The 13,100-nt window shown below is 59.6% G+C and carries 12 protein-coding genes; 9 read left to right on the top strand and 3 right to left on the bottom strand.

Annotated elements, in window-relative coordinates:
* Window positions 1-208: 208 nt before the first annotated feature.
* A complete protein-coding gene (locus EXY20_RS33975; RefSeq protein ID WP_135556874.1) occupies window positions 209-832 on the bottom strand; it encodes a cupin domain-containing protein in 624 nt (207 codons plus the stop codon).
* A gap of 163 nt (window positions 833-995) precedes the next feature.
* Here EXY20_RS33975 and ilvD point away from each other — a divergent pair, with 163 nt between their 5' ends.
* Entirely contained in the window at window positions 996-2,708 is a 1,713-nt protein-coding gene (ilvD, locus tag EXY20_RS33970) for a dihydroxy-acid dehydratase (protein WP_135556873.1), read from the top strand.
* Window positions 2,709-2,734: 26 nt separating this feature from the next.
* Window positions 2,735-4,060 (top strand): FAD-dependent oxidoreductase, encoded by a 1,326-nt coding sequence (locus EXY20_RS33965; protein WP_135556872.1) that lies wholly within the window; start codon window positions 2,735-2,737, stop codon window positions 4,058-4,060.
* Between the two features lie 130 nt (window positions 4,061-4,190).
* Here EXY20_RS33965 and EXY20_RS33960 read toward each other — a convergent pair whose 3' ends face one another.
* Window positions 4,191-5,582 carry a C40 family peptidase gene (locus tag EXY20_RS33960; RefSeq protein ID WP_207671379.1) on the bottom strand — a complete coding sequence of 464 codons (1,392 nt, stop codon included), beginning with the start codon at window positions 5,580-5,582 and terminating at the stop codon, window positions 4,191-4,193.
* 470 nt (window positions 5,583-6,052) lie between these two features.
* Here EXY20_RS33960 and EXY20_RS33945 point away from each other — a divergent pair, with 470 nt between their 5' ends.
* The 3 genes from EXY20_RS33945 to EXY20_RS33935 all read left to right on the top strand — a co-directional run bounded on the left by EXY20_RS33945 (window position 6,053) and on the right by EXY20_RS33935 (window position 7,736).
* On the top strand, window positions 6,053-6,619 hold the full coding sequence (locus EXY20_RS33945; RefSeq protein ID WP_135556871.1) for a thioredoxin family protein: 567 nt from the start codon (window positions 6,053-6,055) through the stop codon (window positions 6,617-6,619).
* Between the two features lie 18 nt (window positions 6,620-6,637).
* Window positions 6,638-7,261 carry an MBL fold metallo-hydrolase gene (locus EXY20_RS33940; RefSeq protein WP_135556870.1) on the top strand — a complete coding sequence of 208 codons (624 nt, stop codon included), beginning with the start codon at window positions 6,638-6,640 and terminating at the stop codon, window positions 7,259-7,261.
* 172 nt (window positions 7,262-7,433) lie between these two features.
* Window positions 7,434-7,736: a hypothetical protein gene (locus EXY20_RS33935; protein WP_135556869.1), complete on the top strand. Its 303-nt coding sequence runs from the start codon at window positions 7,434-7,436 to the stop codon at window positions 7,734-7,736.
* Between the two features lie 60 nt (window positions 7,737-7,796).
* Here the strand turns inward: EXY20_RS33935 and EXY20_RS33930 are convergent, their stop codons facing one another.
* Window positions 7,797-8,660: a helix-turn-helix domain-containing protein gene (locus EXY20_RS33930; protein ID WP_135556868.1), complete on the bottom strand. Its 864-nt coding sequence runs from the start codon at window positions 8,658-8,660 to the stop codon at window positions 7,797-7,799.
* A 330-nt stretch (window positions 8,661-8,990) separates the two neighbouring features.
* Between EXY20_RS33930 and EXY20_RS33925 the strand changes: the two genes are divergently transcribed.
* Genes EXY20_RS33925 through EXY20_RS33910 form a run of 4 tightly spaced genes read left to right on the top strand, consistent with a single transcriptional unit; the run spans window position 8,991 to window position 13,065 of the window.
* Entirely contained in the window at window positions 8,991-9,704 is a 714-nt protein-coding gene (locus tag EXY20_RS33925) for a CpaB family protein (protein WP_235886330.1), read from the top strand.
* Window positions 9,705-9,751: 47 nt separating this feature from the next.
* Window positions 9,752-10,609, top strand: a complete 858-nt coding sequence (locus tag EXY20_RS33920; RefSeq protein ID WP_135556867.1) for an AAA family ATPase — start codon at window positions 9,752-9,754, stop codon at window positions 10,607-10,609.
* 16 nt (window positions 10,610-10,625) lie between these two features.
* Window positions 10,626-12,092 (top strand): ATPase, T2SS/T4P/T4SS family, encoded by a 1,467-nt coding sequence (locus EXY20_RS33915; protein ID WP_235886329.1) that lies wholly within the window; start codon window positions 10,626-10,628, stop codon window positions 12,090-12,092.
* A gap of 4 nt (window positions 12,093-12,096) precedes the next feature.
* Entirely contained in the window at window positions 12,097-13,065 is a 969-nt protein-coding gene (locus tag EXY20_RS33910; protein WP_135556866.1) for a type II secretion system F family protein, read from the top strand.
* The last annotated feature ends 35 nt before the right edge of the window (window positions 13,066-13,100 follow it).

The following is a 13,100-nucleotide window of genomic DNA, read 5'->3' as shown; positions in this document are numbered from 1 at the left end:
GTTTTCCGGATTCCACCTTGGACTATTCGTTCGAAGAATCCGGAAAACAAGAAGCGATCGGAATACCAACCCCTGCGCGCAGCGGGAGCCGGTTTCGCCAGATGTCCGCCGTTTGTCCGCTGTTTGTCCGCCGTTTGTCCGCCATCTGTCCGCCATCTGTCCGCCGGTTGATCTCCTCCCATTCGAGCCGCACCCTTCTCCGCCGATTTCAAAAGCTCGGCGGCGAAGCGATCGCCAGCATTACGGAAGGACCGTCCGCCATATTCATATAACGGTGAACAATGGTCGCGTCGAAATAAAAACTATCCCCTTCGGACAACTCGTACTCCTTGTTGTCCAGCCATAGCTTGATGCGTCCCTCCAGCACCATAAGAAACTCTTCCCCTTGCGAGTGGGCGGACCCCGGGTCGCCGGAGTAGGCGCCCGGCTCGAGAATGGCGACCAGCGGTTCCATCATTTTGCCACGCGTATGGGACACGAGCAGAAACCAGCGAATTTTGGAAGTCGAAGAGTAGACGAGCTCGCGCCAATGTTGTTTGCGCGTTACGTCTTCCTCGGACGGATTCGCTGCGGCCGAATTTTCGCGCCATTCGGGGGAAGCGTCCGGTTCGCTGAACAAATCGGCGATGTTGATTTGTAAAATGTTAGTAATCCGCTTTAAAGTGCCAATCGCCGGAGACGTAATATTGCGCTCGATTTCGCTAAGAAACGAGGTCGACAAAGAAGCCTGTTCGGCGACTTCTTTCAAGGTGAGCTTCATCTGCTTGCGACGTTTGCGCAAACGGTTGCCGAGCGGGATTTTACCCGGCAGCAAGGTCGGATCGTTCGACATGTGGTCTTCGGTCCTTCGTCATGGTTTCCCATCATTATACAAGGTAGGACGTTCTTTCACAACGAAATTACGTTATTTACGAAATTTCGTTGACCTCCCGATAATTGTCGTGTTAATTTAAAGCTAAATTACGTTATTTACGAAATTTCGGGAGGTTGGCGGCATGCTGCGCAGCAATTTTGAACCTGGAACGACCAGGTGGGCGGTAAGAAGAGCTCAATGGAAAAGCATGGGGATCCCTGAAGCGGATTTTACGAAACCGAAAATTGCCGTCATCAACTCGTCATCGACGTTATCGAGCTGCTTCATCCATCTCGATGAAGTGTCGCGACGCGTGCAGCAGGCGATTCGCGACGCCGGCGGGCTTCCTTTCGAAGTGCGAACGGTGGCTTCGAGCGATTTTGTGACGAGCGCGGGCAAAAAGGCGCGTTATTTGATGCCGACCCGCGATCTGATCGTCAATGAAATCGAGGTTATGGTCGAAGGCGCGCTGCTCGACGGCATGATCTGCTTGTCTTCTTGCGACAAGACAACGCCGGCCCACCTGATGGCGGCAGGCAGGCTGAACATCCCGACGCTGCTTCTGACGTGCGGCTATCAGACCGGCGGCAGCTGCAACGGCCGGGAAGTCGATATCGACGACGTGTATGAGTCGATCGGCGCCGTACAATCGGGCAAGATGTCGCTGGACGAGCTGACGCGGATGGCGGATGCGGCCATCCAGACGCCGGGCGTATGCGCCGGATTGGGTACGGCCAACACGATGCATATTTTGGCCGAAGCGCTCGGCATGACGCTCCCGGGCAATTCGCCGGTGCTTGCCGGAAGCCGGAAGCTGTACGAATATGCGCAGGCGGCGGGGGAACGGATCGTCGCGATGGTGAACGAGGACCTGCGGCCGCGGCAAATATTGACCAGGGAAGCGTTTGAAAACGTTATCGCGGTCGATTTGGCGCTGGGCGGGTCGGTCAACTCGGTTCGCCATCTGGCGGCGGTAGCGACCGAAGCCGAACTCGATTTGCCGGTAATCGAAATGTTCGAACAGCTCGCCCGCGATATTCCGCTGCTCGTTACAGTGCGGCCGAACGGGCCGTACCGGACGGAGGACTTGGAGGCGGCTGGCGGAACTCCCGCGTTGATGAAGCGATTGGAATCCCGGCTGAAGCTTGGCGCGATGACGGCAACGGGGCGCACGGTCGGCGAAAATATACGAGCGGCCGACGTCGGCAATGCCGAGGTCATCCGCCCGTTGGAGACGCCGCATAGCGAGCGCCCGGGCATCGCAATACTTCGCGGCAATTTGTCGCCGGACGGCTCCATTGTCAAGCTGTCGGCGATTGCCCCCGAGTTGAACCGCTTCGAAGGGCCGGCTGTCATATTCGGCACCGAAGATGAGGCGATCGCTGCACTCGGCAATGGCAACATCAAGGCCGGCGATATTATCGTCCTGCGCGGCATGGGTCCGAAGGGCGGGCCGGGCACCGTATTCGCGGCAAGCTTCGTTGCCGCGCTTAACGGCGCCGGCATGGCACGCGAGGTGGCGGTCATTACCGACGGCGAGTTGTCCGGCTTGAACCGCGGCATCGTCGTCGGACAGGTGATGCCGGAAGCGGCCGAAGGCGGCCCTCTGGCCGTTGTCATGCAGGGCGACCGAATTTCCATCGACCTGGTGGAGCTGCGGCTGGACATTCATGTCGCGTTGGAAGAGCTGCAGCGCAGATTGGCAGAATGGAGACCGGAGGAGAACGCCATTCAGACGGGCTGGCTTTCCCTCTACGCCGAGCTGGTCCAGCCGATTTCCGGCGGTGCCGTACTCGGCAATCGCAAACGCGCTGCGCAAGGCAAACGGGAAGCGGAGGCGGGGGCTGGCGTTTGAGCTTTTATTACCGGAGGTGAGGCAAGATGAGCAGGACTGTGGCTGTATACCGGGAATCCGCCCGCGACATTCCGCTGCTCGCCGAAATGGACGTTGTCGTGATCGGCGGCGGGCCTTCCGGGGTAGCGGCTGCGGTTACCGCAGCGGAACAGGGGATGAAGACGCTCATCGTCGAGCGCTACGGCTTTTTCGGCGGCATGACGGTCGCCGGCTTGTCCGGCACGATTTGCGGCTTGTTCAGCTCATCGCTCAAACATCCCCTGGAGCGTATCGTCGACGGTTTTGCCGGCAGGTTTGTCGATATGCTGAAGAGGAAGGGCGGCATCGCCGAGCCGTTCCCGTTCGGACACACGGCGCTGTGCGTACACGATCCGCTGGTATGGAAGGAAGCCGCCGACGCCTTGATCCGGAACGCGGGGGTACATGTGCTGTTCCATACCCTGTTTGTCGAGCCGATCATGGACGGCGATCGAATCGTCGGCATCATCGTCGAAAATAAGGACGGCCGCAGCGCGATCACGGGCAACGTGTTCGTCGACGCCAGCGGGGACGGCGATGTGGCGGCGAAGTCGGGGGCGCCCGTCATGTTCGGCAAGGACGGCTTCGTCCAGTTCCCGACGATGATTTTTCGCATGGGCCAGGTGGATTGGACGCTTGCCGCACGCGTAAGCCCCGCCGAAGTGGAGGCGATGATCGACGAAGAAGTGCAGGCGGGCAGGTACGAGCTGCCAAGGCGCCACATTTATTTGCTGCCGATGCCGCATGGCCGCGAAGCGCTTGTTAATGCGACGAGAATCGCTCGGCCCGGCAACGGCGTGATCAACGGCACGAACGCCGCCGATTTGACGTGGAGCGAATTCGAAGGCAGGCGGCAAATCCGCGAGTACGCCCGTTTTTTGCAACAGCGCGTCCCCGGCTTCGCAGAGGCGTACGTGATCGACAGCGCCGTTCAAATCGGCATTCGCCAAACGAGGACCATACTCGGCGAGTATGTGCTTGCGAACGACGACATCATGAACGCCCGCAAATTCGAACGTGCGGTGGCGAGGAGCGCATGGCCGATCGAAGCGCACGGCAAAGACGTCAAGATCGTATATGTGGACGACGATTATTACGAAATTCCGTTCGACGTGATGCTGCCGCAAAAAGTCGAGCAGCTGATAACGGCAGGCCGCTGCATTTCCGCCGAGCACGAGGCGCTCGCTTCCGCGCGGGTAACGGCCCAATGCTTTGAAGAAGGAATGGCAGCCGGTTATGCCGCTTATACTGCTGTAACGGAACGCGTATCGCCCAAACGGGTGGACGTCGGCTCGGTCCGGGCATTCATGATTGCACGCGGGGCCAAACTGTAGGGGGACCGAAGCTGTATGCGGCGGTCGAGCAAGGGTCCGACGATTGCTTTTCATAATAACATCGTTTCCATAGATAAAAAGGCTCGGCAACTTTGCCGAGCCTCTTAGCCATTGCGGAAACACTATCCGCCTACTTCAGCACGGAGCCGCCGAACAAAAACCGCAGCTCCCAAGGCTTGCCCGCAATCGTGTCGACGCGGACGCCGCCCGCTTCGTTCGAGTACGTGTGCAACATTTGGCCGTTGCCGAGATACATGGCGACGTGCGTAACCCGTTCGGTCGATTTGTCGACGCCGGCGTAGTCTGCCGCTTTGTAACCTTTATACGTCATGAAAAACATCAGATCGCCGCGTTTGAGCTGGTGCCAGTCGGTGGTCGTGCGGCCGATCGTGCGGACAAAATCGGCCTGGCTGCGCGAATCGCCCGGCAGCTTGAAGCGAAGTGCATCGAGGAACATTTGGCGCACCAGGTCGGAGCAGTCCATCGTAGTCGTGTCGGCGCGGCTTGATCCGAATTCGTACGGAGTGCCGATGTATTTCATCCCGGCGGCAATCACCTGTTCGATCGCTTCCGTCGTGGGAATCGATTTGTACGGTTCCTGAAAGGTGGTCGTCAAATACTGCGAACCGGTGCTGACGTAGCCGATGACGCCGTTTTTGTCTTGCGCCATGTACCAGTAGTCGTTCGTTTTTTGCAGGATGAGCAGTTGTTCGCCTTTGCCAAGATAACGGATGCGCTCATCGTTCGTCGACGGTCCTTTGCGGAACGATACGGAGGAAATAACGGTGGCGTTCGGGTCGGCCTGGAACGCTTCTTCGCCGGTTTCGTCGGTTGCTCCGTACATCGTGTCGATGTAGCTGGCGCTTGTGCTCAGGTAGCCGGTCACGTTGCGCGAGTCGATCGCCTTATACCAGTAGGCGTTCACTTTGTCGATGACGGTGACAAGCTCGCCTTTCTGCAAGTAGCGGATACGCGATGCGTCGGTGGACGGGCCGGTGCGGAACGAAACGCTGGCGACGATTTGGCCGTTCGGCTGCAAAGCCGGAGTCGGCGCAGGTGTTGGAGTCGGCGTTGGCATTGGTGTTGGTGTCGGAGTTGGTGTTGGCGTCGGAGTCGGCGAAGGCGTTGGTGTCGGTTTTGCCGTCGGTGCCGGTGTCGGAGTTGGCGCAGCGGCGACCGTTTGCAAGGTTATGTATTTTTCCAGCGAGCTGACGTAGCCGATGTTGCCTTTGCCGTCCTTGACATGGAGCCAATAAGCGTTCGGGATGTCCAGCACTTGCGCGACTTCGCCTTTTTGCAAATAGCGGATCAGTTTGCCGCCCGTGTTCGGTTCGGCGCGCAGGCTTACGGTGGCGACGACGTGGGCCGTCGTCTGCGCTTGCGGCACGGCTGCAGCGGCGGCGGCAGGTACGGCAGACGAAAGCGGCAGCGAAGTGCCCGCCAGGACAATGGCAGTGCACAGCGCGAAACGTGCGGCGGCAGTGCGGATGCGTGAAACGATGGCGTCGCGATCGACGTTCATGGATGAGGCCTCCCGGATTATGTGGATGGAAGAGCGGTATGCTTTGCATCGGTCAAACGGGGACGCGGGCAACGGACGGCAACCGGCTGCTTTTGACGCATCGACTCCCTCCCATAACTTTCTAGTTGTCTTATGGACAAACCCATGATAGCACAGCGTTCGGGGGCGATTTTAGATGTAAAATCTGACAATTCGACGTCGGGTTTACGTAACTTTTTCCATAGTTGGTTCTGGGGCAACAGGCGGAAAAAAGGGTAAGGGCTTTACTCCCGGACGAAGTGAAATTTTGGCAAAAAAACCGCTACCGCAGTTGCAGAAAACTGCTGGAAATTTGCGGGGGTGACCGAAGACTCATTTTTGCGGCGAGGGGAAAAGGCTTGTTCGTTTGGCGAATCGGGGCCAGTTTGCTACAATAAAAGCAGTCGTCGCTTTCGTTAGATATCCGAGTGGATAAGGGAGGATATTTTCTCATGGCCAAAAATTTGCAGCACGTCATCGGCAAAGGTTTGACGCCGCAGCAGTTCATGGACGGCATGGAGCGCAACAAGGAGAAATTTCAGGAGTGGTACGATCAATTTGCCTGGGAGAACGAGGAAGACCGCGCTTATTTCGCTTCGCTTCGCAATCGCGACGATCTGCGCTGCCTGATCGTGGCTGCCGAATGGTGCGGCGACGTCGTGCGCAACGTGCCGGTCGTCTTCCGCGCGCTGGAGAACAGCGGCATGCCGGTGGAAGTGCTGATTATCGAGCAGAACTACGATGTCATCGACCAGTTTCTGACGATGGGCGGCCGGGCCATTCCGATCGTCATCTTCACCGATACAAGCGGCTTCGTACTGGGGCATTGGGGGCCGCGTCCTAAGCATGTGCAAGTGGTTATGACTAAGTTCAAGCAGGAGAATCCGGACCGCGAAGCGCCCGACTACAACGACAAAATCCAGGTCGCGCGTCAGGAAATGGGACGCCAGTACGGCGAAGGCACCGGCTACCATGCGGTCATCGCGAAGGAATTGCGCGATTTGATCTCCTCGTTCTAATTGGAGGGCCATTCGAACATGCTGAAAATCGATGCGTTTGCGCTCGGACCGCTGCAGACAAACGCTTATTTGCTGACGAATACGGAAACGAATCACGCGGTCATTATCGATCCGGGCATGAACCCGCAGCCGCTGCTGCGCCGGTTGCCCGGGCTTACGATCGAAGCGATTTTGCTGACGCATGCGCACTTTGACCATATTGCCGGCGTGGACGAGATCCGCAAGCTGGCCAAGTGTCCCGTCTATTTGCATCCGCTCGAAGCGGAGTGGCTGTCCGATCCGAAAAAGAACGGCTCCGCACGCTGGCCCGAATTCGGGGTGTCCGTGGCGACCGATCCGGCGGAGTACGATTTGGACGACGGTTTGACGCTGTCATTGCTGGGAGAAACGTTCCGCGTGCTGCATACGCCCGGCCACTCCCCGGGAAGCGTGTCGTTCCTGCTTGGCGACAAGCTGTTCGGCGGCGACGTGTTGTTCCGGCTGTCGGTCGGACGCACCGACCTTCCCGGCGGATGCGGCAATGACCTGCTCGATTCGATTCACGGCAAGCTGTTCCCGCTGGGCGACAACGTGACCGTGTTTCCCGGGCACGGACCGAAGACGACAGTCGGTTACGAGCGCGAAAACAATCCATTCCTTTAGGGAGGACAACGGCCCGCGGGCAATGGCCAAGCGCACACCGTTTGGCGAATGGTGACGGCGGCGTGAGCAGGGCAAACGTCCAATTTTGCCGCACATGGGTGAATACCGTGTTGCCCGTGGACCAAAACCCATAGACTGTTGGTGTATTCAACGACTATGGGAGGTGCCCGAAGTGGAGTATGGATATCCGAAAACGGTAGTTTCGCCGTCGGCCGCAATGCCTATGCCTATGCCGATGCCGGCCCCGGTAGCCCCGGCTCAGCCATTGCCCGCTGCTCCGATGCCGATGCAGTACCCGACAACGAACATCAGCGTGTTTGAATTGGAAAAGAACAGTGTGTACATTGCCCCCAAACCGATGATGCATCATCACGCAGCTTGCTGCGCGCCTGTGCATCGCCCCGGCTCGTCGGCCGGCATCATTCTTGTGCTGTTCATTCTGCTCATCATCATTCTGCGCGGCCACAGAATCTGATGCCGCGAAGCGCCGCTCCGCATCCCCGGCAACGGGGGCGGGGCGGTTTTTCGTTTGGCGCTACTGTTTGCGTTCGCGATAAACCGTAGGGCTGCAGCCGAAGAAAGACGTGAACTGTTTTGTAAAATAGTACGGGCTGCCGAACCCGACGTCGGCGGCAATTTCGCTCACTAGCCGGGAGGTATGCTCGAGCAGGCGCGCAGCGTGGCGCAGCCTCGTTTTGAGCAGCGTTTCGAGCACGGCGTCGCCTACCTGCGCTTTGAACAGGTGGGCAAGCCGCGACGGCGACAGCGCCACATGGCGCGCCAACTCTTCGACCGTATGCGGCTCGCTCAGCCGTTCGGTCAGCAGCCGCAGCACCTCTTCGACGCGCGGGTCGAGCGCCTGGGAGCCGTCGCGGCGATGCTCGCCGGCGACCAGCAGCACGATTTCCTCCATGGCGTTGATGGCGAGCTGGTCTTTGAGCGGCATCTCGTCTTTCGTCTCGTGGATGAGCCGATCGAACGTCCGCTCGAGCCGACTGCGCACGGCCGCGCTTTCGATGCTCAGATGAATCAGCCCGGGATGCGGTTCGGGCAGCTGCAGCAGACCGGCCCACCGGGGCTCGGGCAGGAAGTGCGACCAGACGAACCGCCAACCGGCCGGTTCGGCGGCGTAACGGTGCGGCGTCCCCGGCTTGAGGATGACGATGTCGCCCGGCACGCAGACGAGGCGATAATCGCCGATCCGGTAAGAGCCGGACCCGCTCAACGTAAACGTGATGATCCAATCTTTGGTGCCGCCCGACCGTTTGACCGCATAACCGAACGATTCGCGAAAATGGTCGGCGATCAATATGCCCGGCGCGGGGCTTATCGTTTCGGGCAAGTCGTCGGCTGGTTGTTGCTGCTGCTCCGTCATCGGTTTCACCTCATCCGGCGTCACTGGGTTATCTTCTTTCGATAGTTTACCACATTAGAATTGATAAGTTTCCGGACGCAGTGGAAAACTTAAATTCTAATTGGCGATAAAACCTACCTCTGAACGCGGTCGCTCATCTTCGAAAGACTTCGATTGAGGTTTTCTCAACACAACGTCCGCCCGCTTGGCGGCAATCGACAAAATGCAAAACCGGCGCTTGACGAATCGTTCTTCATTTGGTAATATTGCCCTAATCTCAAAAATGAATTGACTTTGTTTGCGAAGAACGCAAGCTGATCGGACGATATCCGTCCGTGGGCTGCGTTCTTTTTTGCGTTTTGGAAGGCGAAGGGGGTGAAGGAACGGTTGAACCGCAGGAGGAACGTTTGGATCAGCCTGACGGCGGCGCTGCTGTCCGGTTTGCTCGTTTACGGCGTGTACGCGCTGCAATTGCGGCAGATCGAGCTGGAGAAGACGCGGCTTGTCGTCGTGCCGAAGCAATTCGTCAAGCCGGGCACGCTTGTTACCGCCGATATGGTCAAGCTGGCGCCGATCGTCGGCAGCGCTTATCGGACGCAGATGCTCACCCGTCTGCAGGATGCGGTCGGGCAACAGACGCTTGTGCCGCTCGGGGAAAACGAGCCGCTGCTCGGCTGGAAGCTGGACCGGCTGCGGCTGATGCCGGGGGCGGACGAGGCGACGTTTTCGATCCCGAAGGAGTATGTGCTGTCCATGCCGGGCTCCATCCGCGCCGGCGACTTCGTTCGGGTGTACGTCTCCGGCAAGGAGGCGTCGTCGCGGCTGCTCGACAGCGAAGTGGTCGTCGCTTCGGTTCGTTCGTCAGCCAATATGGAAGTCGACGACCCGAAGAACCCGAGCCTGTATGCCAAGGCGGACGGCGACCAGGAGAAGCTGTACGCATCGCGGCGGGAATCGAACGGCGTCATCGATCAGCTCAGCCTGATCTTGACCGAACGAGAATGGCTGGCGATCGACGAAGCGTGCCGGGGGAAACAATTGAAGCTGGTCATTGCGCTTGGATCGGCAACCGCGGCAAGTCCCGGATAGAAGGCGGCTGCCGCTGCGCCGGGAATGATGATGAAGGAGGTTGGATAATGGAAACAAACCACGAGACCGGGTTCGGAAAGCTGCTGGTGTTTGCCGGGTCGACGCCGAATGTCGGGACGACGCTGATCGCCTTCGGCACGGCGGTGCTGCTGGCGAAGGCGACGGGCAAACAAGTCGGCTACATCTGCCTGAATTTGAAAAGCTCGAAGCTGCACCGCTATCTCGGCGCGGACGAGCCGTTCGCAACGCTGGACCAGCTGCGCGCGGCGCTCAAATCGCAAAGCCTGGGCAGCCGGCAGCTGCTGCAATACTGCACGCGGCCGAAGGAAACGAACGGGCTTCACGTGTTGTTCGGCAGTATGTTGCGAGAGCAGGCGGAGTTTTACCGCCCGGAGGATATCGAACATTTGTTGGAGGTGGCAAGATGTTGCCTTGATTTATGCGTTGTCGATGTCAGTGCCTACTGGGACAATGCGGCGACCGTTTGCTCGATGAGAGCGGCGGATGCGCGGATGCTCGTCACCTCGGGGGAGATCACCCACTTTCAGGAAGATATCGATCGCGGCCTGAAGCCGATCGTTTCGATGCTGGGGCTGCCGCTCGGTTCCTTCGAGCTGATCGTCAATCAACTGGAGCCGCCTGCGTATGCGGGGGGCTTCAAGCCGGGCGATATCGGCAAAGAGTGCGGCATGCGCGTCGTCGCCGGCATCTCGCGCTGTCCGGAGGCGGTGCGGCTGCTCAATCACGGCAGCGCGATGGCGCTTTATGACGCCAGGCATCCGTTCCGCGCCCAACTGCAGCCGGCGGTGGACCGGCTGATGGAGCGGTGCGGACTGACGAAGCGCGAGGCGCCGCGGGCACAGCTTTGGCTCCGGCGGCTGATCGGCGCGGGGGCGAGCAGCTGAGAGGGGGGACGCGCCAGTGGAGGAGCAGCGCTTTTCGGTCCTTTCTTATATCGGCCGGCTGCAGCGCGGGGAGCGGAGCGGCGCGGGGGCAGGCAACCCGGCTGCTGCGGTGCAGGACAAGCCGTTCCGATACGAAACGGTTGGCCCGGCGCAGGAGGAAGCGTTCGACCGCCTGGTGGATGACATCCGGCGCGAGCTGTCGTCGCCGCGCGGCACAACGGAGGAAGAGCGCCAGCAGTACAACGACGCGCTGAACCGCGCCGTGCTCGGTTATGAGGAAGCGCGCGGCGTCATTATGGCCGTCATCGAGGATTTGCTTGCCAGGCGGCGCATAACGAACGAACTGCCGGTCGGCCGGTTGTACGGTACGATGGCGGAAGCTATTTTTGCGGAAGTGGTCGGTTTGAACGTGCTCGAGTTGATCCTGAAAAACCGCGAAGGATTGGAAGAAATTCAGGTTGTCGGGTCGGATATTTTCGAGGTGCGGGGCGGCGTTGCCCGGCCTTCGGTTTACCGGATGCGCGAGGCCGGCGACTTGATGCGCATCCAGATCAATCTTGTCCTGTTCAACAACGACACGTTCAATCCGCGCAAGCGCTGGGCGGAAGTGGCGCTGCTCGACGGCTCGCGGGTGACGATGACCGGCTTCGGTTTTACGTCGGAGCCGACGCTGACGATTCGTTTTTACACGATGAAGCATTATTCGCTGGATGCGTTATGCGCGCCGGAGCTTGGCACGATGAGCCGGGCGATGCGGGACATGTTGGTCTGTTTCGTGCGCAGCTATTTTAATCTTGTCGTGATCGGCCCGACGAACGCCGGCAAAACGAACCTGCTCAAAGCGATGATCGCGGAAATGCCGGCCGGCGAACGTATCGTCACGATCGAATCGCGTTTCGAGCTGATGCTGAAGCGGGACTTCCCCGAGAAGAACGTCGTCGAGTATGAAGCGGTCGAAGACGATCCGCAGCATGACGGGAAGATGGCGTTCAAGCTGGCGCTGCGGCAATCGCCGAAACGCATCTGCCACGCCGAAATTCGCGACGCCGACGCCAGCGTTTATGTGCGCGCCTGCACCCGCGGGCATGAGGGGAGCATGACGACCGTGCATGTCAATGAGCTCGAAGACGTGCCGGAAGCGATAGCGGACATGTGCATGTTGGACGGCCGGGCGATGAACCCGGCGCGGCTGGTCAAGCGGATCGCGACCTATGTCGCCCAGATCGGCATCGAAATGGCGATCGTGGACGGCCGCCGGGTGATTGTGCGCATTGGCGAATTCGTATTCGAAGAGGAGGAAGTGAAGGTGAGGGATATTGCCGTTTACGATTACGACGGACCCGGATGGACGTACCCGGGCAGGCTGACGGATGCCGCGTTGCGACGGCTGCGCAGGTACGATCCGGAAGGGCTGCGCAAGCTGCAGGCGGACGGGAAGCTGGTTGGCGCGATCGGGGCGGACGGCGCCGATCGGGGGCGTTAAGCCGATGCCGAAGCTGCTGCTGTCCGGCGATTCGTTGCTGTTTGCGCTGGCCGGCCTCGCTGCCTCCTTGCTGCTGCTGGCGCTTTGCTACATTTGGCTGCGCGGCCTGCTTATGCTTGCGCTGGGCCGCCGGGCCGCCCGCCTTCGCCTGCTGCATGTGCAGCGACGACGGCTCGGGCACCGGCTTGCCGCCTTGGTCGGCCGCAGCCTGCCGCTGCAGCGCCACTTGACCGTGTTGCTCGAGGCATCGCGCAACCGGCTGACGCTCCCTGTTTTTATGACGATCAGCCTGCTGCTGTTTTTCGGCGGCTTTGCGGGCGGCGCGTTGTTTTTTGCCAGTGTCAAAGGGGTGGTCGTGCTGAGCGGGATCGTCGCTTGTTTGCCCTACCTGTGGCTGCGGCTGAAGCTTGTCGGCTTGCAGCTGCGCACCCGGTTGGAGTTTTTGCCGGTGGTGGAGGTGTTGTACCAGGCGTACGTGATGTCCCCGCACAAAAACGTCCGCAACGTCTTGAGCGCCGTACTTGCCGAGCGGCGTGTCGCGTATCCGCTCCAGCCCGTGTTTGCCCAGCTGCAGCGCAATTTGGCGGCCGACCGGGAGGTCGAGGAATGTTTGCGGGTGTTCACGTTTACGCTCGGTCACCAATGGGCCGACTATTTGGCCGGCATTTTGCGCATTGCGCTGCAGGAAGGCAACGACGTAGCGGACAATTTGCGCGAGTTGATCGCGGACATGCGCAAGGCGCAGCTCGCGGACCAGACGGAGCGGAACAAGCTGCTCGAAATCCGGATTGCCAGCTTTTCGCCGATCTTTTTTCTGGCCTTGTTTCTGTTCGTCAATTTTAAAATCAACCCGCATAACGCCTACTTGTACTACGTGCTGGACGCCAAAGGGCGGGGCATGATTCTGGACGCGCTGCTGCTGATATTCGGCTCGTTCCTGATGGGACTGTATTTGTCCATGCGGAGAATGTGAGCAATCCCTACAAGCGCGTGATAAGGCTGGAAGAA

This window comes from Paenibacillus cymbidii (genome assembly GCF_004764705.1).
GTDB classification, from domain to species: domain Bacteria; phylum Bacillota; class Bacilli; order Paenibacillales; family NBRC-103111; genus Paenibacillus_AN; species Paenibacillus_AN cymbidii.
This window is presented reverse-complemented; position numbering and strand designations above follow the sequence as displayed.